The 22,972-nt window shown below is 71.4% G+C and carries 17 protein-coding genes and 3 pseudogenes; 7 read left to right on the top strand and 13 right to left on the bottom strand.

Annotation, left to right across the window (positions count from 1 at the left end; translation table 11 throughout):
* Nucleotides 1-63 precede the first annotated feature (63 nt).
* Complete coding sequence (gene pmbA, locus ACHMXE_RS21900) at nt 64-1,434, bottom strand: metalloprotease PmbA (RefSeq protein WP_203201947.1); 1,371 nt, start codon at nt 1,432-1,434, stop codon at nt 64-66.
* Between the two features lie 105 nt (nt 1,435-1,539).
* On the opposite strand from pmbA, the gene yjgA reads away from it, so the two are divergent.
* On the top strand, nt 1,540-2,196 hold the full coding sequence (gene yjgA, locus ACHMXE_RS21895; RefSeq protein ID WP_203201948.1) for a ribosome biogenesis factor YjgA: 657 nt from the start codon (nt 1,540-1,542) through the stop codon (nt 2,194-2,196).
* Nucleotides 2,193-2,783, top strand: coding sequence for a molybdopterin adenylyltransferase (mog, locus tag ACHMXE_RS21890; RefSeq protein WP_395351241.1), 591 nt, complete (start codon nt 2,193-2,195; stop codon nt 2,781-2,783). Before yjgA ends, mog begins: the two co-directional genes overlap by 4 nt.
* A gap of 4 nt (nt 2,784-2,787) precedes the next feature.
* On the opposite strand, the gene ACHMXE_RS21885 is transcribed toward mog, so the two are convergent.
* From ACHMXE_RS21885 to czcI, 6 genes and pseudogenes are all read right to left on the bottom strand, one after another.
* Complete coding sequence (locus ACHMXE_RS21885; protein WP_395351240.1) at nt 2,788-3,162, bottom strand: hypothetical protein; 375 nt, start codon at nt 3,160-3,162, stop codon at nt 2,788-2,790.
* Between the two features lie 58 nt (nt 3,163-3,220).
* Nucleotides 3,221-4,123: a cation diffusion facilitator family transporter gene (locus ACHMXE_RS21880; RefSeq protein ID WP_395351239.1), complete on the bottom strand. Its 903-nt coding sequence runs from the start codon at nt 4,121-4,123 to the stop codon at nt 3,221-3,223.
* Nucleotides 4,113-7,374 (bottom strand): annotated as a pseudogene (locus ACHMXE_RS21875) (CusA/CzcA family heavy metal efflux RND transporter). The gene ACHMXE_RS21880 and the pseudogene ACHMXE_RS21875 overlap by 11 nt, the downstream one beginning before the upstream one ends.
* A 9-nt stretch (nt 7,375-7,383) precedes the next feature.
* Complete coding sequence (locus ACHMXE_RS21870) at nt 7,384-8,802, bottom strand: efflux RND transporter periplasmic adaptor subunit (protein WP_203201952.1); 1,419 nt, start codon at nt 8,800-8,802, stop codon at nt 7,384-7,386.
* Between the two features lie 9 nt (nt 8,803-8,811).
* Nucleotides 8,812-10,197, bottom strand: a complete 1,386-nt coding sequence (locus ACHMXE_RS21865; RefSeq protein ID WP_395351238.1) for a TolC family protein — start codon at nt 10,195-10,197, stop codon at nt 8,812-8,814.
* 104 nt (nt 10,198-10,301) lie between these two features.
* A complete protein-coding gene (gene czcI, locus ACHMXE_RS21860) occupies nt 10,302-10,679 on the bottom strand; it encodes a cation efflux protein, CzcI family (protein ID WP_395351237.1) in 378 nt (125 codons plus the stop codon).
* Nucleotides 10,680-10,841: 162 nt separating this feature from the next.
* On the opposite strand from czcI, the pseudogene ACHMXE_RS21855 reads away from it, so the two are divergent.
* The 4 genes and pseudogenes from ACHMXE_RS21855 to ACHMXE_RS21840 all read left to right on the top strand — a co-directional run bounded on the left by ACHMXE_RS21855 (nt 10,842) and on the right by ACHMXE_RS21840 (nt 14,977).
* Nucleotides 10,842-11,520 (top strand): annotated as a pseudogene (locus ACHMXE_RS21855) (heavy metal response regulator transcription factor).
* A 344-nt stretch (nt 11,521-11,864) separates the two neighbouring features.
* On the top strand, nt 11,865-12,905 hold the full coding sequence (locus tag ACHMXE_RS21850; RefSeq protein ID WP_395351236.1) for a heavy metal sensor histidine kinase: 1,041 nt from the start codon (nt 11,865-11,867) through the stop codon (nt 12,903-12,905).
* 185 nt (nt 12,906-13,090) lie between these two features.
* Nucleotides 13,091-14,039, top strand: a pseudogene (locus ACHMXE_RS21845) (esterase/lipase family protein).
* On the top strand, nt 14,036-14,977 hold the full coding sequence (locus ACHMXE_RS21840) for a lipase secretion chaperone (RefSeq protein WP_395351235.1): 942 nt from the start codon (nt 14,036-14,038) through the stop codon (nt 14,975-14,977). The pseudogene ACHMXE_RS21845 and the gene ACHMXE_RS21840 overlap by 4 nt, the downstream one beginning before the upstream one ends.
* Before the next feature lie 6 nt (nt 14,978-14,983).
* On the opposite strand, the gene ACHMXE_RS21835 is transcribed toward ACHMXE_RS21840, so the two are convergent.
* The 5 genes from ACHMXE_RS21835 to ACHMXE_RS21815 all read right to left on the bottom strand — a co-directional run bounded on the left by ACHMXE_RS21835 (nt 14,984) and on the right by ACHMXE_RS21815 (nt 19,849).
* Nucleotides 14,984-16,351, bottom strand: coding sequence for an ATP-binding protein (locus tag ACHMXE_RS21835; RefSeq protein WP_395351234.1), 1,368 nt, complete (start codon nt 16,349-16,351; stop codon nt 14,984-14,986).
* Nucleotides 16,329-17,006, bottom strand: a complete 678-nt coding sequence (locus ACHMXE_RS21830) for a response regulator transcription factor (RefSeq protein ID WP_395351233.1) — start codon at nt 17,004-17,006, stop codon at nt 16,329-16,331. The genes ACHMXE_RS21835 and ACHMXE_RS21830 overlap by 23 nt, the downstream gene beginning before the upstream one ends.
* A gap of 15 nt (nt 17,007-17,021) precedes the next feature.
* Nucleotides 17,022-17,867, bottom strand: a complete 846-nt coding sequence (locus tag ACHMXE_RS21825) for a MipA/OmpV family protein (RefSeq protein WP_395351232.1) — start codon at nt 17,865-17,867, stop codon at nt 17,022-17,024.
* Between the two features lie 257 nt (nt 17,868-18,124).
* On the bottom strand, nt 18,125-19,375 hold the full coding sequence (locus ACHMXE_RS21820; RefSeq protein ID WP_209543495.1) for a cation:proton antiporter: 1,251 nt from the start codon (nt 19,373-19,375) through the stop codon (nt 18,125-18,127).
* A gap of 156 nt (nt 19,376-19,531) precedes the next feature.
* Nucleotides 19,532-19,849 (bottom strand): helix-turn-helix domain-containing protein, encoded by a 318-nt coding sequence (locus tag ACHMXE_RS21815; RefSeq protein ID WP_203201961.1) that lies wholly within the window; start codon nt 19,847-19,849, stop codon nt 19,532-19,534.
* 112 nt (nt 19,850-19,961) lie between these two features.
* Between ACHMXE_RS21815 and ACHMXE_RS21810 the strand changes: the two genes are divergently transcribed.
* Entirely contained in the window at nt 19,962-20,525 is a 564-nt protein-coding gene (locus ACHMXE_RS21810) for a carboxymuconolactone decarboxylase family protein (RefSeq protein WP_395351231.1), read from the top strand.
* A gap of 1 nt (nt 20,526) precedes the next feature.
* Here ACHMXE_RS21810 and ACHMXE_RS21805 read toward each other — a convergent pair whose 3' ends face one another.
* Nucleotides 20,527-22,875 (bottom strand): heavy metal translocating P-type ATPase, encoded by a 2,349-nt coding sequence (locus ACHMXE_RS21805; protein ID WP_395351230.1) that lies wholly within the window; start codon nt 22,873-22,875, stop codon nt 20,527-20,529.
* Nucleotides 22,876-22,972: the final 97 nt, after the last annotated feature.

Here is a 22,972-nt window from a genome sequence, read left to right as displayed (position 1 = left end):
TCCCCGGGGATCGGCAAGGCTCGAACCCCGGTGCCGCCGCCGCGGCGCCCGTGCCGCGTGGGCTCAGGCGCCAGCGACCTTCATGCGGTTGACCAGCAGCGAGCCCGTCGTCTTGGCGCCGAAAGTGTAAGCATCGGCCCCGATGGCTTCAATCCCCATCAGCATGTCCTTGAGGTTGCCGGCGATGGTGATCTCCTCCACCGGGAACGCGATGCGGCCCTTCTCGACCCAGAAGCCGCTGGCGCCGCGCGAGTAGTCGCCGGTCACGTAGTTCACGCCCTGCCCCATCAGCTCGATGACGAACAGGCCGGTGCCCAGCTTCTGCAGCATCGCGTCGAGGTCGTCGCCGGCCTGCGTGAGTCGCGAGCTCAGCACCAGGTTGTGCGAGCCGCCGGCATTGCCGGTGGTCTTCATGCCGAGCTTGCGCGCCGAGTAGGTCGAGAGGAAGTAGCCCTCGAGCCGGCCCGCGTCGACCACCTTGCGCGCCCGCGTGACCACGCCCTCGTCGTCGAAGGGCGAGCTGCCCTTGCCGCGCAGCACGTGCGGGTCTTCGCTCACGTCGACGTGCGAGGGCAGCACGGGCTTGCCGAGCGAGTCGAGCAGGAAGGTGCTCTTACGGTAGAGCGCGCCGCCGCTGGTGGCCTGCACCAGCCCGCCGAGCAGGCCCGCGGCCAGCGGCGACTCGAACAGGACCGGGCACTCGACCGTCTTGATCTTGCGCGACTTCAGCCGGCTCAGCGCGCGCTCTGCGGCATAGCGGCCCACGGCCTGCGGGCTCGCGAGCTCGTCGGCCGAGCGCATCGAGCTGTACCAGGCGTCGCGCTGCATGTTGTCGCCCTTGCCGGCGATCGGCGCCACCGAGATCGAGTGGCGCGAACTCGCGTAGCCGCCGCGGAAACCGTGGGTGTGGGCGCTGAAGAAGTGGCTCTGCTGGGCCGAGACGCCCGCGCCCTCGCTGTTGGTGATGCGCTTGTCGGTCGACAGCGCCGCCGCCTCGCATTCGAGCGCCAGCTTCGCGGCCTGCTCGCTCGTGACCTCCCAGGGGTGGAACAGGTCGAGGTCGGGATGCTCCTTGGCGATGTCGGCCTCGTCGGGCAGGCCGCTGACCGGATCCTCGGCCGTGAAGCGCGCGATGTCGTAGGCCGCCTGCACGGTCTGCGCGATGGCCGCCTCGGAGAAGTCGGAGGTGCTGGCATTGCCGCGCCGGTGGCCGACGTAGACGGTGATGCCCAGCGACTTGTCGCGGTTGCGCTCGACGTTCTCGAGCTCGCCCTTGCGCACCGAGACGCTGAGGCCGCAGCCCTCGGAGGCTTCGGCACCCGCATTGGTGGCCCCCAGCTTCTTGGCGTGGGCCAGGGCCGAATCGACCAGGTTTTCGAAGAAGGAGCGGCTGTAGGCGAAGCCGGAGTCGGCGCGCGAGGAAGAGGTCGTCATGTGGGTGGCTATGATACTTGCGCCCCCCGTTTCCCGTTTGGCAGCGTTTTCCCCTCGCTCCCGCCGCGTTGCACCGCCGCGCGGCGCGGCACAGAATCCATCCCCATGTCCCGCAAACCCAAAAAAGGCTACTTCGTCCGCGGCCAGTTCGTCGCCGAAGGCAGCGAACTCGACCTGGAGCTCAAGCGCGAGCTCAAGGGCACCGATGACGCCAGCCGCACCGACCTCAAGCGCGAGAGCGCCGAACTGCAGAAGCTCGGCGAGGAGCTCATGACCCTGCGCGCCGCGCTGTTCGACGCGCTGCCGCTCGACGAGAAGCTGGTCGAGGCGATCCGCGAGGCCAAACGCATCACCAACTTCGAGGGCAAGCGCCGCCAGATGCAGTTCATCGGCAAGCTGATGCGCAAGCTCGACGAGCCCACCGTCGAGGCGATCCGTGCCGCGCTGGCCGAGCAGGCCAGCGGGCCGGCCGCCGAGACCGCGCTGCTGCACGAGGCCGAGCGCTGGCGCGACCGCCTGATCGCCGACGACGATGCGCTCGGCGGCTGGATCGAGACCCACCCGGCCACCGATGCCCAGCAGCTGCGCGCCCTCGTGCGCCAGGCGCGCAAGGACATCAAGGCCGGCCCGGCCGGCGAGGCGCCGCGCCAGGGCAAGGCCTACCGCGAGGTGTTCCAGCTCGTGCGCGAGCAGCTCGCGGTGCATGGCGGCGACGACCATGCGGCGGCCGCGGCGGAACAGGGCCGGGAGGAAGATGCATGAGCGGACCCGATCCAGTACGCATCGGCATCGTCTCGATCAGCGACCGCGCCTCGAGCGGCGCCTACGAGGACAAGGGCCTGCCCGCGCTGCAGGACTGGCTGCGCCGCGCGCTCCGCAATCCGATCGACTTCGAGCCCCGGCTGATCCCCGACGAAGCCCCCGGCATCAGCGCCGCGCTGATCGAGCTGGTCGACGCCGGCTGCTCGCTGGTGCTGACCACCGGCGGCACCGGCCCCGCGCTGCGTGACGTGACGCCCGAGGCCACGCTGGCCGTGGCGCACAAGGAGATGCCGGGCTTCGGCGAGCAGATGCGCCAGATCAGCCTGCGCTTCGTGCCGACCGCGATCCTCTCGCGCCAGGTCGCGGTGATCCGCGGCAGGAGCCTGATCATCAACCTGCCCGGCCAGCCCAAGTCCATCGCGGAAACGCTCGAAGGCCTGAAGGACGCCGAGGGCACGCAGCTCGTGCCCGGCATCTTCGCGGCCGTGCCCTACTGCATCGACCTGATCGGCGGGCCCTACCTCGAGACCGACGATTCGGTCTGCAAGGCCTTCCGTCCGAAGTCGGCGATCCGGCCGGCGCGCTGAAGCTTCAGGGCTGGACCGCCGCGCTCCTGGCCTCGACCTCCTTGAGGCAGGCCTGCACCGCGGCATTCGACGCCTGCTCGTAGCAGCGCGAGGCGGCCGCGCGCAGCTGCTTCTGCTGCTCGCGGCGCTGCTGCGCGCTGTCGATCTGCCAGGTCATGAGCCATTGCATGGCCAGCGCCAGCACGATGCCGAAGCCGATGGCGGCGCCGACCACGGTCGAGCGCCAGGTCCTCGTGGGAGGCGCGGAGGTCGCGGGCGCCGATGCCGCGTCGAAGGCCATCGGCGCATGCGCGGGTGCGTCGCCCTTGCGGCGCCGCGGCTCGCGGGCGGCGGCGGCCTCGATGGCGGGCGAATAAGACTGGCGGTGGCTGCGGCTCATCGGTCCTGTGTGCTGTGATTCGCGGCGGATTGTGCGCCATCCGCGAGTCACGAACCGCTCAGGCGCCGAAGCCGTGCGTCTCCCCCGCCTGCTCACAAGGCACGCGCTCGGCCTGCACGGTCGAATGGTGGATGTCGAAGCGCTCGGCCAGCAGCGCGCGCAGCCGCTGCACCAGCGGCGCGAGGTCGTCGACGCCGGGCGCGCTCACCACGTGCACGCTGAGGCTCACCTTGCCGCTGGACAGCGCCCACACGTGCAGGTCGTGCAGGCTGGCCACGCCCTCGCTCGCGAGCAGGGCGCGCTCGACCTCGGGCAGGTCGACCTCGTCGGGCACGCCCTCGAGCAGCACGTTGAGGCTCTCGCGCAGCAGGCGCCAGGTGCGCGGCAGCACCCACAGGCCGATGGCCACCGCGATCAGCGAATCGACCCAGGCCCAGCCGGTGAAGCGGATCACCAGGGCGCCGACGATCACGCCCACCGAGCCCAGCATGTCGGCCCAGACCTCGAGGTAGGCGCCCTTGACGTTGAGGCTCCTGTCCTTGTCGCCGGCCAGCAGGCGCATGCCGACCAGGTTGACGACCAGCCCGCCCGCGGCCACCAGCAGCATCAGGGTCGACTGGATCTCGGCCGGCGCCGCGATGCGCCGCCAGGCCTCGTAGAGCACGTAGATCGCCACCAGGAACAGCAGCACCGCGTTGAGCAGCGCCGCGAGGATCTCGAAGCGGTGGTAGCCGAAGGTGCGGCGCCGGTCGGCCGGCCGCTGGCCGATGCGGATGGCGGCCAGCGAGATCGCCAGCGCCACCGTGTCGGTGAACATGTGGGCGGCATCGGACAGCAGCGCGAGGCTGCCCGAGACCAGCCCGCCGACCACCTCCGCCACGAGGTAGGTCGAGGTCAGCAGCAAGGCCCAGCGCAGCGCCTTCTCGTTGGCGCCCGCGCCGTGCGAATGCTCATGGGCCATGGGATGCCTGCGGTTCGGGCTCGATGGGCGCGCCCTGCTGCCGTTCGCGGATCTCCTCCTCGGTCTCGTCCTCGTCGCGCCGGTGCGCGATCCGGTAGAGCAGCGGCAGCACCAGCAGCGTGAGCGCGGTCGAGGACAGGATCCCGCCGATCACCACCGTGGCCAACGGCCGCTGCACCTCGGCGCCGGTGCCGGTGGCGATGGCCATCGGCACGAAGCCCAGCGAGGCCACCAGCGCGGTCATCAGCACCGGCCGCAGCCGCGTCAGCGCGCCCTCGCGGATCGCCGCGTCGAGCGGCAGGCCGCCCTCGCGCAGGTTGCGGATGAACGACAGCATCACCAGCCCGTTGAGCACCGCCACGCCCGACAGCGCGATGAAGCCCACCGCGGCCGAGATCGACAGCGGGATGTCGCGCAGCCACAGCGCCACGATGCCGCCCGTGAGCGCGAACGGAATGCCGGTGAAGACCAGCAGGCCGTCCTTGAGGTTGCCGAACATCGCGAACAGCAGCACGAACACCAGCAGCAGCGACACCGGCACCACGATCTGCAGCCGCTTCGTCGCCGACTCGAGGTTCTCGTACTGGCCGCCCCAGTCGGTCCAGTAGCCCACGGGAATGCGCACCGACTGCATTGCCTGCTCGGCCTCGGCGACGAAGGAGCCGAGGTCGCGCCCGCGCACGTTGGCGCTGACCACGATGCGGCGCTTGCCGTCCTCGCGGCTGACCTGGTTGGGACCGGGCGCGAGCGACAAGGTGGCGACCTCGCCGAGCGGGATGAAGCTCAGCCGCTGGCCCTCGGGCGCGGCGCCGGTGGCGCCCTGCACCGTGCCGCCGGCGATGCCCGCGGGCGCCGCCGTGCCGCGCGGCAGCGCGATCGGCAGCCGCTGGATCGCCTCCAGGTCGGTGCGCAGGTTCTCGGGCAGGCGCACCACGATGCCGAAGCGCCGGTCGCCGTCGAACAGGGTGCCCGCCTCGCGGCCGCCGACCGCGATCGACACCGCGTCCTGCACGTCGCCCACGTTGAGGCCGTAGCGCGCGGTCTTGCCGCGGTCGATCTCCACCGTGAGCATCGGCAGGCCCGTGGTCTGCTCGACCTTGACCTCGGCCGCGCCGCCGATGCCGTTGAGCACGCCCGCCACCTGCGCGGCGGTCTTCTCGAGCACCGCCATGTCGTCGCCGAAGATCTTCACCGCCACGTCGCTGCGCACGCCCGAGATCAGCTCGTTGAAGCGCAGCTGGATCGGCTGCGAGAACTCGTAGTTGTTGCCCGGCAGCTGCTCGACCTCCTCCTGCACCGCCACCAGCAGTTCGGCGCGGCTGCGCCGGGGCGTGGGCCATTCGCTCTCGGGCTTGAGCATGATGTAGCCGTCGGAGATGTTCGGCGGCATCGGGTCGGAAGCGATCTCGGCCGTGCCGGTGCGAGCGAACACGCGCTCGATCTCGGGGAATTTCGCCTTCAGCGTGCGCTCGAGCTGCTGCTGCATCTCGACCGACTGCGTGAGGCTGGTGCCCGGGATGCGCAACGCCTGGATCGCGAAATCGCCCTCGCCGAGGCTGGGCACGAACTCCGTGCCCAGGCGCGTGGCCAGCAGGCCCGAGAGCACCACCGCCACCGAGGCCAGCGTGATCACCAGCGGCTTGGCTTTCATCACGCGCGCCAAGAGCGGCTCGTAGGCGCGCCGCGCCCAGGTCATCAGCCGGTTCTCCTTCTCGCCGACCTTGCTGCCGATGAACAGCGCCACGGCGGCCGGGATGAAGGTGATCGACAGGATCATCGCGCCCAGTAGCGCGATCACCACCGTGAAGGCCATCGGGTGGAACAGCTTTCCCCTCGACGCCGGTGAGCGCGAAGATCGGCAGGTACACGATCATGATGATCAGCTGGCCGAACAAGAGCGGCCGGCGCGCCTCCTGCGAGGCCGCGAAGACCTCGTGGAAGCGCTCGCTGCGCGTGAGCGGCCGGCCCTTGTGGGCCTGCGCATGGGCCAGGCGCCGCACGCAGTTCTCCACGATCACCACCGCGCCGTCGATGATGATGCCGAAGTCGAGCGCGCCCAGGCTCATGAGGTTGGCGCTGATGCGCTGGTTCACCATGCCGGTGAAGGTGAACAGCATCGACAGCGGGATCACCAGCGCGGTGATGATGGCCGCGCGGATGTTGCCGAGGAACAGGAACAGGATCGCGATCACCAGCACCGCGCCCTCGAGCAGGTTCTTCTTCACCGTGGCGATGGCCTTGTCGACCAGCACCGTGCGGTCGTACACCGTCACCGCCTTCACGCCCTCGGGCAGCGTGCGGTTGATCTCCTGCATCTTGCGGTCGACCGCCTGCGAGACGCTGCGGCTGTTCTCGCCGATCAGCATGAACACCGTGCCGAGCACCACCTCGCGGCCGTTGTCGGTGGCCGCGCCCGTGCGCAGCTCCTGGCCGATGCCGACCTGCGCCACGTCGGACACGCGCAGCGGCACGCCCTGCGCGTTGCCGAGGATCACGTTGCCGATGTCCTCGGCCGACTTCACCTGGCCCGGCGCGCGGATCAGGTACTGCTCGCCGCGCTTCTCGATGTAGCCCGCGCCCACGTTGGCGTTGTTGCGCTCGAGCGCGGTCACGATGTCGGTCATCGTGAGGCCGTGCGCGAGCAGCTTAGCGGGATCGGGCGCGATCTGGAACTCCTTGGCGTAGCCACCGATGGAGTTGATCTCGGTCACGCCCGGCACGTTGCGCAGCTGCGGCTTGATGATCCAGTCCTGGATCTCGCGCAGGTCGGTGGAGGTGTAGGGCTGGCCGTCGGGCCGCTTCGCGCCCTCCTCGGTCTCCACGGTCCAGAGGTAGATCTCGCCCAGGCCGGTGGAGATCGGCCCCACCACCGGCGAGATCCCCTCGGGCATCTTCTCGCGCGCCGACTGGATGCGCTCGTTGACGAGCTGGCGCGCGAAGTAGATGTCGGTGCCGTCCTTGAAGATCACCGTCACCTGCGACAGGCCGTAGCGCGACAGCGAGCGCGTCTGCTGCAGGCCCGGCAGGCCGGCCATCACGGTCTCGATCGGATAGGTCACGCGCTGCTCGGTCTCGAGCGGCGAGTAGCCGGGCGCGGCGGTGTTGATCTGCACCTGCACGTTGGTGATGTCGGGCACCGCGTCGATGGGCAGCTTCTGGTAGCTGAACACGCCGAGCGCGGCCATGCCCAGCACCGCGAGCAGCACCAGCCAGCGCTGCTCGATGGCGAATCGGATCACACGTTCGAACATCGTGCGCCCTCAGTGGGTGTGGGTCGCGGAGGCCTTGCCCTGCTGCGACTTGACGACGAAGCTGCCCGCTGCGGCATAGGGCTGGTCCGGCTTCAGGCCGCCGGTGATCTCGATGCGCCGGCCGTCGCTGCGACCGGTCTGCACGGCCTGCGGCATGAAGCCGCCGGGCACGCGCAGGAACACGGTGGGCTTGTCCTCCACGCTCTGCACCGCCTCGGCCGATACCGTGACCGGCGCCTGCAGTTCGGAGGCCACCAGCTCGACGTTGACGAACAGCCCCGGGCGCCACACGCGCTGCGGGTTGGCCAGCGTCACGCGCGCGGTCGCGGTGCGCGTCTGCGCGCCGAGCAGCGCGCCCACGTACGAGACCTTGCCCTGCGCCACCTGGTCGAAGGCGGTGGAGCGGATGTTGACCGTCTCGCCGGTGCGCACCAGCGGCAGGTGCTGCGCGGGCACGCTGATCTCGGCCCAGACGCTGGAGAGGTCGGAGACGGTGAAGACGTTGGCGTCCTCCTTGACCGATTCGCCGAGCGAGATGTGCTTCTCGACCACCAGCCCGTCGAACGGCGCGCGCAGCTCGTAGCGGCCCAGCGCGCCGCCGCCCGAACCCGGCACGGCGCCGAGCGCCAGCAGCTTCTGGTTCGCGTTGGCGACCGCGATCTGCGCCTCCTGCATCGCCTGCTGCGCCTGCAGGTAGTCCTGCTGCGGCGAGATCTTCTCCTCCCACAGCTTCTTCTCGCGCTCGTGGGTGCTGCGCGCGAGCTCGAGCCGGCGCTGCGCCGACTGCAGCTCGCTGCGCAGCTCCGACAGCGCCGGGCTCGAGATCACCGCCAGCACCTGGCCGCGCTTGACCTCCTGCCCGAGGTTGGCCGGCACGCTGTCGACCACGCCCGGCACGCGCGGCACCACGTGCGCCGTGCGGTCCTCGTTGAAGCGGATCTCGCCCGGCAGCTGCAGCGCGGTGCGGATGTTCGCGGGGCCGGTGGTCTCGATCGCGATGCCGGCGGCCTGGATCTGGGCCTCGGTGAAGGCGATCCTGCGGTCCTCGTCTTCGTGGCCGCCGGCGGCCTTGGGCTCGGCCTTCGTTTCACCCTTGGCCTCCTCCTTGGCCCCGTGCCCGTGGCCGTCGTCGCCGGCCTTCTTCTCGCCCTTGCCTCCTTCCTCCTCGTGGTGCTCGCCATCGGCATGGCCCTTCGCATGCTCGTGGTCATGGCCGTGGCCCGCGGCTTCCTTGCCGCTCTTCTCGTGATGCTCCTCGTCGGCATGCGCGGCCGATTCGGCATGGCCGCCGCCACCGGACTTGCCGGGCTCGCCGCGCAGGATCAGCGCGCCGATGCCCAGCCCCGCGGCCAGCACGACGGCGATCGCGATCCATTGCTTGCGGCCCACCGCGGACGTGGGGCTCTTGCGTTCTTGTTCGATGCTCATGAAAAAACCTCAGCGGGTGACAGCGGAAGAAGCGGAAGACGGAGTGGTGGCCATGGGGGCCGGTGTGGCGAGGTCGTCGGCCAGGCCCTCGGTGCCGAGCAGCCGGTCGAGCTCGCCCGCGGCGCGGTGCGCCTCGGCCAGCGCCAGCAGGTACTGCGCGCGCACCTGGAACAAGGTGCGCTGCGCATCGAGCGCCTCGAGGAAGCTGAACTTGCCGAGCTCGAAGCCCTTGGTGGCTGCGCGCCAGGCCTCGGCCGCGCCGGGCAGCGCGTCGCGCTGCAGGGTCTGGGCCGTGGCACGCGCCGAGCGCAGCCGTTCGCTCGCCTGCGCCAGGTCGGCGCCCAGCTGCAGTTCGGCCGCGGCGAGCTCGTCGCGCGCCTTCTCCTCGCGGCTCAGGGCCTCGGCGAGGTTGCCGCGGTTGGTGTCGAAGATCGGCAGCGGCACCGACAGCCCCAGCACCACCTGGTCACGGCGCGAACCGCCGGCACCGCCCTCGGCCTCGGAGGCCGGCACGCGCTTGGCGCCCAGCGACACGGTCACGTCGGGAATGCGCCTGGCGCGCTCCAGTTCGGACAGCGCGCGCCGGCGCTCGACCTCGAGCCGCGCCTGGCGCAGCGCCGGTGCCTCGGCACGGCGCAGCGCCAGCTCCTGCTCGCCCAGGGGCTGGGGCAGGCTGTCGACCGCGCCGTCGACCTGCGTGAAGCGCGGCGCCGGATTGCCCCACAGCGCCGCGAGCTGCTGGCGCGCGGTGCGCAGGGTGCCCTCGGCCTGCATCAGCTCGACGCGGATGCCGGCCTCGGCCACGCGCGAGCGCGTCTCCTCCAGCGGCGAGACCTTGCCGGCCGCCACGCGGTTGGCCGCGGCGCGCGTGGCCGCCTGCGCGAGGCCGACCGAGTCCTGCGCGAGCCGCAGTCGTTCCTGCGCCGACAGCACCTCGAAGAACAGCGTGATCGCGGTGGCGCGCAGATCGGCGCGCTTGGCCGCGAGCGCGGCTTCGGCCTGGTCGCGCGCGCGTTCGGCCGCGCTCACGCGCGCCGCGCGCTTGCCGCCGAGTTCGATCGGCTGGCTCAGTTGGACCGTGGTGGTGCGGTTGTCGCGCCGCGTGTCCTCGAGCGTCACGTCGAGCGTGGGATTGGGCCAGGCACCGGCCTGCAGCAGCGCGCCATCGGTGGCCTCGCGCTCGCGCCGCGCCGCGAACAGGCCGGGATCGGCCTGGAACGCCAGCGCGAGCGCGCCGCGCAGGGTCAGCGGGCCCGCGGGCTCGAGGCTGGCGGCTGCCTGCGATGAAGAGATGGAAGTGCCGGCCGCGGCCTGCTGCGCGGGCAGCGAAGGCTCGGCGAAGACCGGGGGTACCGCCAAGGCCAACACGGCCAGCGGCACGAAGAGCGTGCGCATCGGATTCTCCTGGGTTGCGAAACAACGAACGGGAAAATCCGGCGAGAGCTCAGTGCATGAACGGTGTCAGTGCTGAAAGGTTATGAAGGCGTGCTCTCGCCGGATCAGGCGGCGAGAGTCCATGCGGGACGCACGGGCACTTCGGGAATGTGCGAGTCGAAGGACTCGGCGAGCACGGCGCGCGGGCCCTGCGGATCGAATGCGAGGCCGGGCATCACCGCGGGCGCGGCCACCGCGTGCTGCGCATGACCGAAGTGGCACAGGGCGCAATCGCCGATCGCGGGGTTCGGCGCGTTGCCGGCGTCCTTCGACGTGCCGGCGTCGGCGTGGCTGCGATCCTCGGCCGCGTTGCCCGGATGCTCGTGGTGGCCCCAGTGCTGCGTCTGCGCGTCCTGCTCGTGCGCGCAATAGGCGGCCGACATCGCCCAGCTGTACTGGAGCGGAAGCAGGAACACCAGGAAGATCAACAGCCAGCGGCGCATGGGAGCGGGAGTATATCGACGGCACTTGCGGTGCCGGGCCTCTCAAGACCCCACGGAATGCGGGTGCAGCGCACAGTACGACGCCTCGATGGGCCCTTGTCCGTCATGCGGATTACGAATTTGTAACCCCCTGCGGAGCCCCTGTTTCATTACCATCCGGCGATGCGAATTCTTGTCATCGAGGACGAGCCCGAAGCTGGGCGACTACCTCAAGAAGGGCCTGGAGGAGAACGGTTACGTCGTCGACATCGCGCGCGACGGCATCGAAGGCCGCTACCTGGCCACCGAGGGCGACTACGGCCTGATCCTGCTCGACGTGATGCTCCCGGGCATCGACGGATTCGCGGTGCTCAAGGCGATACGCCGCACCAAGAACGTCCCGGTGCTGGTGCTGACCGCGCGCGACAAGGTGGAGGACCGCGTCAACGGCCTGCAGCAGGGCGCCGACGACTACCTGGTCAAGCCCTTCTCGTTCTCGGAACTGCTCGCGCGCATCCAGGCCCTGCTGCGCCGCGGCCAGGCCCAAGACGCCACACTGTTGCGTCTGGCCGACCTGGAACTCGACCTCGCGAGCCGCAAGTGCCAGCGCGCGCGCAAGCGCGTCGACCTGACCTCGAAGGAATTCATGCTGCTGACGGTGCTGCTGCGCCGGCGCGGCCAGATCCTCTCGCGCACCACGCTGGCCGAGCAGGTGTGGGACATGAACTTCGACAGCGACACCAACGTGGTCGAGGTGGCGATCCGTCGGCTGCGCGGCAAGATCGACGATCCCTTCGAGGTGAAGCTGCTGCACACGGTGCGCGGCATGGGCTACGTGCTCGAAGACCGCTCCTGGGCCTGAAGGCCCGAGCATGCGCGCGCCCTCGATACGCCGCCGGCTGTCGCTCTGGTTCGCGGCCCAGACCTTCTTCGGCCTCAGCGTGGTGTGCCTCGCGGTCTACCTCGTCACGGCCTGGAACTTCGGCGCCAAGCAGGACACCGAGATCGCGCACAAGGCCGAGCTGGTGCAGCACCTGCTGGCCGAGAGCGAGAGGGCCGGCGATCTCTCGACCCTGCGGCACAAGCTCGAGGACTTCTTCTCGATGGAGGACGAGTTCAGCCTCTCCATCGTCACCGCCACCGGCGACGTCATCTTCCGCTCCCGCGCCGCCGGCCGGCGGGCGCTGGGTGCGCAGCGATCGGCGCATGCCGTGGCGCGCGCCGGGCGCGCAGGCGGGGCCGCTCACGGTCTCGATCGGCATCAGCGTGACCAACGACGCGCGCCTGCTCGAGCGCCTGGCCTGGACCCTGCTGGGCGCGGTGCTGCTGGGCACGGCGCTGGTCTCGCTGACCGGCTTCTGGCTGGTGCGGCGCGGGCTGCGGCCGCTGAAGGCGCTGGCCGAGCGCACCGCGGCGATGGCGCCCGACCGGCCCAACGAGCCGATCGACGCGCAGGCATTCGCCGAGGAGCTGCAACCCTGGATCACGCAGTTCAACGCACTGCTGTTGCGTGTGCAGCGCGCCTACGTGCAGCTCGAGTCCTTCAACGCCGACGTGGCGCACGAGCTGCGCACGCCGCTGGCCAACCTGATCGGCTCGACCGAACTCGCGCTGACCCGGCCGCGCGGCAACGAGGAACTGCAGGCCGTGCTGGCCTCCAACCTCGAGGAGATCGGGCGCCTCTCGGGCATCGTGACCGACATGCTGTTCCTCTCGCAGGCCGAGCGCGGCGGCGCGACGCGCTCGCGCGCCACCGTGAGCCTGGCGGCGCAGGCGCTGGACGTGATCGACTTCCACGACGCGATGCTCGAGGAGGCCGGGCTGCGGGCTCGCGTCGAAGGCGATGCCAGGGTCGACGTCGATGCCGCACTGGTGCGGCGCGCGCTGTCGAACCTGCTGGGCAATGCCATCCGTTTCGCCGCGCCGGACTCGGCCATCGCGATCGAGATCGGGCCCGACAGCGGCCCCGGGAGCCAGCGCGATGCGATCGCACTGGCGCTCGTCAACCGCGGCGCGCCGATCGCGCCCGAGGTACTGCCGCGCCTGTTCGAGCGCTTCTACCGCGCGGCCCCGGCGCGCGACGGCTCGGCCCGCCACCATGGGCTGGGCCTGGCCATCGTGGAGGCGATCGCACGGATGCATGGCGGCCGCGTGTTCGCATCGAGCCAGGACGGCACCACGCGCATCGGCTTCACGGTGCCAACGCAACCGGTGATGCGCCAGCGGTCGGCCGCCGCGAGCCGCTGACGCCTTTCTTCTTCATCGTCCCCGCAACGCCCGAGAACTTTGGGCTTCCTTCGCGGAACTGCGCGTACCTTTCGTCGGCCAAGCCGGGTTTATCCCGATACGACGCAGGGGCTGCGCCCCCAAGAATCCGCCCTCAATAAAAAGCACGGACGTTCGTTTATTGACCGGCACCCAAGGAGATCAGCATGAATGGATTTTTCGGTGGCCTGCTGCGCCGCCTGGCGCTTTCCACGGTCCTCGCCCTGCTGGGCATGGTCAGTTTCGCGGCCACCGCGCAGGCGCAGGACACCGCCACGCAGACCAAGTACCCGATCGTGCTCGTGCACGGCCTGTTCGGTTTCGATTCGCTGTTCGGCGTCGACTACTGGTACGGCATTCCCTCGGCGCTGCAGCGCAGCGGCGCGCGCGTGTTCGTGGCGCAGGTGTCGGCCGCCAACAGCACCGAGGTGCGCGGCGAACAGCTGCTCGCGCAGGTGAAGAACATCCTGGCGATCACGGGCGCCGCCAAGGTCAACCTGGTGGGCCATTCGCATGGCGGCCCGACCGTGCGCTACGTGGCCGGCGTGGCGCCGCAGCTGGTGGCCTCGGTCACCTCCGTGGCCGGCCCGCACAAGGGCTCGCGCGTGGCCGACATCCTGCGCGGCACCGTGCCGGCCGGCTCGCTCGGCGAGAGCGTGCTCAACGGCGCGGTGAACGCCTTCGTCGCGCTCATCAACCTCGGCTCGGGCGGCACCGGCCTGCCGCAGATGCCGGTGGCCGCGCTGAACTCGCTGACCGCGGCCGGCTCGGCCGACTTCACGCGCCGCTTCCCGCAGGCCGTGCCCACGGGTTGCGGCGACGGCGCCGAGGTCGTCAGCGGCGTGCGCTACTACTCGTGGACCGGCAAGCAGCCCGTGACCAACCTGCTCGACCCCAGCGATGCTTCGCTCGGCCTGCTGGGCCTGAGCTTCGGCGAGACCAACGACGGCCTCGTGGCCGTGTGCTCCTCGCGCCTGGGCAAGCATCTGGGGCAACTACCGCCAGAACCACCTCGACGAGGTGAACCAGCTGCTCGGCGTGCGCGACTGGCTCGCGCCGGATCCGGTCGCGCTGTACCGCCAGCACGCCACCCGCCTCAAGCAGATCGGCCTGTGACGCGCCGCTGGCCCCTGGTTCTGGCCGCGGTCGCGGTGGTGGCGCTCGGCGGCTGGTGGTTCGGCGCGTCGGGCCCGGCGGACGGCGAGGCGCGCACCGGCGAGGCCACATCGGCCGGCCCCGCGCCGCTGCCGCAGGCACCCGCGGCCACCGCGCCCGCCGCCATCGCCGACAGCTTCCTCACGCCGCACCTGCGCGACCGCATCGAGGCGCTCTTGCTCGAAGCCGGCGAGGCCGCGAGCCCCGAGGAGCTCAAGCGCCGCGTCGAGGCGCTGGTGCCCACGCATTTCGCGCCGCACGAGGCGGCGCGCGCCCGCGCGCTGCTGGGCCGCTACGTCGACTACCGCGTGGCGCTCGGCGCGCTGCAGCTGCCGGCCGACCTCGGCGATCCGCGCGCGCTGCGCGACACGGTCGAGGCGCGCCGCCGGGTGCGCGAGCGGCACTTCATGCCCGACGAATACCAGGCGCTGTTCGCTGCCGACGACGACTTCGACCGCTACAGCCTCGCGCGGCTCGAGATCGAGCGCAACGCCGGCCTCACGCCCGCGCAGCGCCAGGCCGCGCTCGAGGACAACGAGCGCAGCCTCGGCGAGACGCAGCGCGCCCAGCGCGCCGGGACCGTGGCCCAGCTCCAGGTGGCCTCGCAGACCGCGGCGCTCGAGGCGCGCGGCGCCAGCGACCAGGAACGCTTCGCCGAGCGCAGTGCGCAGTACGGCGCGCCGGCCGCGCAGCAGCTCGCCCAGCTCGACCGCGAGGAGCGCGACTGGCAGGGGCGGCTCGCGCAGTACGCGGCACTGCAGTCGGCGAAGGCCGATGCGCAGTCGCTCGAACAGATGAAGCAGCAGCTCTTCACGCCCGAGGAACGGCTGCGGCTGGAAGCGGCGCTGCAGTTGCGCGCGCAGGCGGCGGCCGCGGCGCCGTCGATGACGCCGCGCTAGGACCCGCTAGGAGGCTTCGCGCGCGACCACGAACTCGGCCCCCGGTGCCGCGCTGCGCACCGTCAGTTGCCAGCCATGCGCGAGCGCGATCTCCTGGCAGATCGCAAGCCCCAGGCCCGAGCCTTCGTCGCGCCGTCCGGCGCCGCGCCAGAAGCGCTCGAAGACTTTCGGCAACTCGGTGGCGCTCAGCCCGGGCCCCTGGTCGCGCACCGAGATCCGCTGTTCGTCGGCCACCAGCCGCACCGTCGCGTTCGGCGGCGAATGCTGGATCGCGTTCTCGAGCAGGTTCTTCAGCAGCGTGAACAGCGCCCCGCGGTCGGCGCGCCAGCCGAGCGACTCGGAGGCCACGCGCAGGTCGAGCCGCACCTGGCGCCGTTCGGCCAGCCGCGCCAGGTAGTCGCCCACCTCGTCCACCAGCGCGGCCAGGTGCACCAGGCCGATCTCGTAGTTGCGCAGCTCGGTGGCCTCGGCCAGGTGCAGCAGCTGGTTCACGTGCCGGGCCATCTGGTCGACGTCGCGCAGCAGCGCCTCGCGATCGAAGCCGGCATCGCCCGCGCCATGCAGCTCGATCTGGGCGCGGATCAGCGCCAGCGGGGTCTTGAGTTCGTGCGCCGCCGTGCCGAGGAAATCCTGCTGCGCGACATAGCCGCGCTCGAGCCGGTCGAGCGCGCGGTTGAAGGCCTCGATCAGCGGCAGCATCTCGGACGGCAGCCCGCGCACCTCGAGCCGCGCATCGAGCGTGCGCGGCGTGATGCGCGCGGCGCTGTCGGACGCCGCACGCAGCGGCCGCAGCATGCGGCCCAGCGTGAAGTACATGGCGATGGCGAACAGCAGCACCGACGCCAGCCCCGCGAACAGCATGCCCTGCCCCAGCGCCGGCAGGCCGACGCCGCGGTCCATGAGCTCGATCAGGCGCTGGCTGATCGCCACCTGCACGTACCAGCGCTGCCCGCCATGCTCGATGGCCTGGGTCGCGGCACGCACCGGCACGCCGTCCGCCACCGCGTCGAAGGAATGGCCCTCCGGCTCGAAGCTGCCGTTCTCCGCGCGCAGCGCCGCCAGGCCGTGCCCCGCGGGCAGCGCGACCCGGCCCGCCGCGTCGAACACGCGCACCGAGGTCTCGCGCCCCATGCCCGCGTAGAGCCACATCGCGAGCCGCGATTCGTCGAAGCCGACCGGTTGCCCGGCCCCGTCGAAGCGCAACGCGCGACCGATCAGGCGCGCATGGTTGGCGATGCTCTCGTTGAACACCTGGCCGCGCAGCGAGAGCGCCACGGCGCCGCCCGCGGCGATCAGTACGATGCACACGAGCACGCCGGCCACGTAGGTGGCCAGCAGGCGCGTGCCGAGGCTACGCGGCGGCGCGAAGCGCATAGCCGTGGCCTCTCACGTTGGCGATCTGCAGGCTCGAGTCCACGGCCTGCAGCTTCCTGCGCAGCCGGTGCAGGGCCACGTCGAGCGCATTGGGCGTGACCGCTTCCGACAGGCCCCAGGCGGCCGATTCGAGCGCGCCGCGCCGCACGGTCTGCCCGCCGGCGCGTACCAGGCACAGCATGATCTGCAGCTCGGCCGGCGCCAGCGTGACCGCCTCGGAGCCGCAGGCCAGCGTGCCGCTGTCAGGCTGGATGCGGATGTCGCCATGGGCCGGCGAGAGGCTCTGCAGCTGCACCGGCCGGCGCAGCAGCGCGCGCACGCGCGCCACCAGTTCCTCCATCGAGAAGGGCTTGGCCAGGTAGTCGTCGGCGCCCGATTCGAGGCCATCGACGCGGTCGTGCAGCGCATCGCGCGAGGTCAGCATCAGGCACGGGGTGCGCGTGCCGGCCGCGCGCAGCCGGCGCACCAGCTCCAGGCCGTCGCCATCGGGCAGGCCGCGGTCGACCACCAGCGCCGCATAGTCGGTGCCGCGCAGCGCATGCGCGGCGCTGTCGATGCGGCCGAAGACATCGGCCTCGATGCCCGCGCCCGACAGCGCCTTGCAGACCAGCGCGGCCATGCGTTCGTGGTCCTCGATCAGCGCGATGCGGTTCATGCGTCCGAGGATGCCTCAGAAGCGGTAGAGATAGCCGAGCGAGGCCGAACCCAGGCTGGAGCGGTTCACCAGCGGGCTGTTCTTGATCTGCTTGCCCAGCTGGGTGGAGCCGACGTCGACGAACACCGACTGGTGGCGGTCGATGGCATAGCCCACGCGCAGGCCGATCTCGGTGTTGACGCTGGAGCGGCCCAGGTAGAGCGGCCGCCCGATGCGGACCTCCTGCGCGCGCACGCCGTAGTAGTAGTCGACGTACTTGTCGTCGACCCACACGGCCTCGAGGCGCGGCGTGAAGGTGAAGCGGCCGGCGCGGAAGTCGCGCTGCACGCCCAGGCGCAGGTGCTGGCCCTTGCTCTTGCCCGAGGCATCGCCGAGCCATTCGAGCGAGACGTCGGCCAGCTCGTTGCGCCAGACGAGGCCGGCGCCGAGCCAGATGCTGCCCTTGCGCTCCTCCATGCCCGAGAGCACGGGTGCGTCGTCGGGCTTGTAGCCGCCCAGGCCGTAGCGGGCGCGCAGGCCGAAGGACAGCGAGGAGCGGCCGCCCAGCTCAAGCGCCGGCAGCTTGAGTTCGGCGCCGGTGCCGAACACGCGCACATGGCGGTTCTCGAAATAGACCAGCGGCAGGCCCTGGGTCTTGTTGCCGGCGTCGGTGTACGGCTGCTGCTTGACGCCGGCCGCGATGCCCAGGCCCCAGCGGGCGCGGTCGTCGGACGGGGCGGCCGAAGGCTCGGCGAGCGATTGTTCGAGGGCCGTGTCCTGTGCCCAGGCGGGCACGGCCCACGGGGCCAGCGACAGGCCCGCGAGCACGGGCAGGCAACGGGAAAAGAAGGAGAAGCAAGAGAGCGAGGAAGCACGCGGCATGGCGAAGCCAATCGGGTTGTCAGGGAAGCCCGGATGCTCGATGCGGCAGTCTTACCGCGGTCTTACCGGCCCGCCTGCGCGCGGTAAGCCCGTGGAAAGACGGCCGGGCAGAGGATGCGCGCCTCTTCGAACCGGAGCCGCCGATGCCCCTGCCTTTCTCGACCCGACTTTCCGCTGCGCGATGCAGCGCGCCGCGCTGATGCCCGCGCCCTGGGTGCCCTCGCCCTGGTCCGCGCGCAAGACGCGGACGCCCGCGCCTACGATTCCGCGCGCGCCGCCTCGGCCGCGCGCGCCTTGCGCCCCAGCACCAGATGGATCAGCGGCCCCGTCATCGCCGTGGTCGCCAGCGCCATCACCAGCAGCATGGTGAAGAGCTCGGGGCCGATCAGGCCGACGTCGAGGCCGATCTTGATGACGATCAGCTCCATCAGCCCGCGCGCGTTCATCAACGCGCCGGTGGCCAGGCTGTCGCGCCAGCCGTAGCCGGCCAGGCGCGCGCCGATCGCGCCGCCGGCCAGCTTGCCGACGCTCGCGACCGCGACGATCAGCAGCAGCGCGCCGATGCCCGCGCCCGAGAAGGCGCTGGCGGTGGTGCCCAGCCCCGCGAGCGCGAAGAACAGCGGCATCAGCAGCACGATCGACAGCGGCTCGATGCGCTCCTGCAGCGAGCGCAGCAGGCGGTCGTCGCGCGGCAGGCAGGCACCGAACAGGAAGGCGCCGAACACCGCATGCAGGTGCAGCCACTCGGTCAGCATGGCCGAGACCAGCAGGCCGATCATCAGCGAGGCCAGCACCGTGGTCGACGGCTCGCCGTCGGGCGCGCGGGTGCGCAGCAGCCAGGCATAGGCCGGCTTCAGGCCGAGGAACAGGAAGGCGAACAGCGCCACCGCGCCGCCGCCGGTGCGCAGCAGCCCGAGGAACCCCTCGCCCGCGCCGGCCAGCGCCACCACGAAGGCCAGCAGCACCCAGGCGAAGACGTCGACCACCGCGGCCGCGCCCAGCGAGAGCTGGCCGAATGGGGTGCGCGTCATGCCGCGGTCCTTGAGGATGCGCGCCATCACGGGGAACGCAGTGATCGACAGCGCCGCCGCGATGAACAGCGCGAAGGGCCAGAAGCCCACGCCGGCCGGCGCCAGCGAAGGGTGCAGCGCGGGCGCGATCGCCAGCCCCAGGCCCAGCGGCGCGATCACGCTCGCGATGCCGACCCAGCCGGCCGATTGGAGCTGCGCCTTCACGCCCTGCGAGGCGCGCAGCTCGAGGCCGACCACGAACATGAACAGCACCAGGCCCACGGTGGCGAGCGCCGACAGGCCGCCCAGCGACTCCTTCGCGAAGATCTGGCCATGCAGCGAGGGGAACAGCGCGCCCATGACGGCCGGCCCGAGCATCAGGCCGGCGGCCATCTCGCCGACCACGCCCGGTTGGCCGAGGTGGCGCAGCACCCATCCGCAGACGCGGGCCGTGCCGAGGATGACGATCAGTTGCAGCAGCAGGGTCGTGGCGGACATGGGCGGATGTTAAGTCCCGCCGCGCCCGGCCTCGGTCCGCAGCGCGGCCATGGCGCGCGGAACGACGCCAAGTGCTCGCCGTTCGGATCGCAGGCTGCGGCGCCGGTCATCCGGACGATCCTGGAGACCGCCCCCGGCGCCCGGAAGTGCCCCGAGTCATGGGACGAACCAGCGGTCGGCCCACTGGTTGAGCGGCTTCAGCCGCCGCACCAGCTCGGCGCCCGACTCGGTCAGCGCATAACCCGCGTCGACCAGCGCCACGATCCCGGTGGCGCGCAGTTCCTTCAGGCGATCGTTGAGCACCGAGGGCGACATCTCGTCGCAGCTGGTGCGCAGCGCGCGAAAGCTCTGCGGCTGGCCGTCGCGCAGCTCCCACAGCACGCGCAGGGTGCCCTTTCGGCCGAGCTGCTCGAGCAGCCGCATGACGGGGCGGCGGTGCACCGTGGGGGCTTCGGCGGGTTCGTTCTCTTGCATGTTTCGTTGGGCGAGTCGCGTGCGTTACTGCGCTACGCATTCCGTAGCGATAGACTGGAGCAACGCTACGGATTTCGTAGCGATTTCGAGCCATTCTATGCAAGGAATTCCCATGACTGCAGAGACCGCGCCCCGCATCCCGCCGCTCGAGGCGCCCTACCCCGAAGGCATCGCCGAACTGCTCGCGCGCATGACGCCACCGCAGGCCCCCGAGGTGCTGGGCCTGTTTCGGGTGATGGCCGTGAATCCCCGGCTCGCCGAGCGCACGCTCGAGCTGGGCCGCCACTTCCTGGGCCGCAAGGCCTCGATCTCGCTGCGCGAGCGCGAGCTCGTGATCCTGCGCGTGTGCGCGCGCTGCGGCGCCGAGTACGAATGGGGCGTGCACTGGAGCGGTTTCGCCGACGCGGCCGGCCTCGGCGAGGCCGAGCGGCGCGCGACCGCCGAACGCGATGCCGACCTGGACGCGCTGCAGCCGCGCGACGCCCTGCTGCTGCGCATGGTCGACCAGTTGCACGACACCGGCGACATCGACGACGCGCTGTGGGACGCCCTCGGCGAGCACTGGGACCACGCGCAACTGCTCGAGCTGATGATGCTCGCGGGCTGGTACCACGCGGTGAGCTACGTCTGCAACGCGGCGCGCGTGCCGCTCGAGCGCTGGGGCGCGCGCTGGTAGCTCAGGCGGCGTTCTTCTCGGCGCGCATCAGGCGCAGCCCGTTCGCCACCACCAGCAGGCTCGCGCCCATGTCGGCGAAAACGGCCATCCACATGGTCGCGCTGCCGAACACCGCGAGCACGAAGAACACGCCCTTGATGCCGAGCGCCAGCGTGATGTTCTGCCACAGCACCGCATGCGCGCGGCGCGACAGCCGGATGGTCTCGGGAATGCGGCGCAGGTCGTCGTTCATGATCACCACGTCGGCCGCCTCCATCGCGGTGTCGGTGCCGGCACCGCCCATCGCGAAGCCGATGTCGGCCTGCGCGAGCGCGGGCGCGTCGTTGATGCCGTCGCCGGTCATGGCGGCCATGCCGTAGCGCTGCTGCATCGCCTTCACGGCGTCGAGCTTCTCCTCGGGCAGCAGGTTGCCGCGCACGTCCTCGATGCCGGCATGCGCGCCGATGGTCCGGGCGGTGGCGGCGTTGTCGCCGGTCAGCATCACGGGCACCACGCCGAGCGCGCGCAGCTCGGCCACCGCCGCCTGCGACGAGGGCTTGATGGTGTCGGCCACCGCGAACAGCGCGAGCACCGCCTGTTCCGAGGCCAGCAGGGTGACGGTGCGGCCGGCTTCCTCGTGGCGCTTCAGCGCGGCCTCGATCGCGGGCGTGCACAGGCCGCGCTCCTCGATCAGGCGGTGGTTGGCCAGCGCATAGCGTTGGCCGCCGTGCACGGCTTCCACGCCGCGGCCGGGCAGCGCGGCGAAGTCATTCACTTCCTCGAGTGCAGGGTCGACCGACTTCAGCCCCTCGGCGATGGCCCTGGACACCGGGTGGTCGGAACGCCCCGCGATGCTGGCCGCGATGGCGAGCACGGCCGCGTCGCCGCCGGCCGTGGCGCCGAGCACCTCGGACTCGACCAGCTTCGGCTTGCCCTCGGTGATGGTGCCGGTCTTGTCGAGCGCCACCGCCTTGAGCTTGCGCGCCTCCTCGAGGTAGGTGCCGCCCTTGATCAGGATGCCGCGGCGCGCGGCCGAGGCCAGCGCGCTCACCACCGTCACCGGCGTGGAGATCACCAGCGCGCAGGGGCAGGCGATGACCAGCAGCACCAGCGCCTTGTAGATCGCCTCGAGCCAGGTCCAGCCCATGGCCCAGGGCGTGAACAGCGCGATGGCCAGCGCGAGCGCGAACACGGCCGGCGTGTAGATCGCGGCGAAGCGGTCGACGAAGCGCTGCGTGGGCGCGCGCGTGCCCTGCGCCTCCTCCACGGCGTGGATGATGCGCGCCAGCGTGGTGTTGGCGGCCACCGCGGTGACGCGGAACTCGAGCCCCGCGGTCTGGTTGATGGTGCCGGCGAAGACGGTGTCGCCCACGGTCTTGTCGACCGGGATGCTCTCGCCCGTGACCGGCGCCTGGTCGATCGCGCTGCTGCCGGCCGTGACCACGCCGTCGAGCGCCACGCGCTCGCCGGGGCGGATGCGCACCACCGCGCCCAGCGGCACCTCGCTCGCGGGTACGGTCCGCCAACCGCCATCGGGCTGGCGCACCTCGGCCTGCTCGGGCGCCAGCGCCAGCAGGCTCTGGATCGCGTTGCGCGCGCGGTCCACGGCGCGCGCCTCGATCAGCTCGGCGATCGCATAGAGCGCCATCACCATCGCGGCCTCGGGCCACTGGCCGATGAAGAAGGCGCCGGTCACGGCCACCGCCATCAGCGCATTGATGTTGAGCCGGCCGCGCACCAGCGCCGCGAAGCCCTTCTTGTAGGTGTCGAGGCCCGCGAGCGCGATGGCCGCGAGCGCGAGCCCCATCTCGAAGACCATGAAGCCACGGCCCTCGAGCGCAAGGAAGGAAACGGACTCGGCGCCGATGGCCAGCACCAGCGCCGCGATGAGGCGCGCGAGGCCGGCGCTCTTCCAGCCCGCGGGCTCGATGCTGCGCGCCGCGCCCGGCGCGGGCGCGGCCACCGGCTCGGGCTTGAAGCCGGCCTTGCGGATCGCCGCCAGGGCCTCGGCCAGCGCCGCTGCGTCGGCGGTGATCGCCATCGTGCGTTCGCCGAGCCGGAAGCGCAGCGCGCCGATGCCGGCCACGGGCTCGAGCGCGCGGCGGATCTCGGACTCCTCGACCGCGCAGTCCATGGTGGGAATGCGGAACAAGGTCGCGCCCTTGGGCAGGTCGGCCGGCTCCGGCGCCGACACGAAGGCCGAGACCGAGGCCGAGCCGCAGCCAATGTGGCTGCAGCAGGCGTCATGCGCGGGCGGCGCGGCCGCCGGCGCATGACCGTGATCGTGCGCATGGCCATGGTCATGGCCGTGCGCGCCGGCGGGCGCCGCGCCCTCCCGAATGTCCCTGTCGAGCGTGTTCTGGTTCGTCATGGGCTCGATTGAAAACCCTGAAGCAGGTGTAGAGTCAAACGCAGTTCCCCCACCCGCTGGCGGGGCTTCGCCGGCCTCCACGGCCCGGCCCGCCCGC

Origin of the sequence: Variovorax sp. UC122_21, from assembly GCF_044056785.1 — a bacterium.
Classification (GTDB): domain Bacteria; phylum Pseudomonadota; class Gammaproteobacteria; order Burkholderiales; family Burkholderiaceae_C; genus Variovorax.
This window is presented reverse-complemented; position numbering and strand designations above follow the sequence as displayed.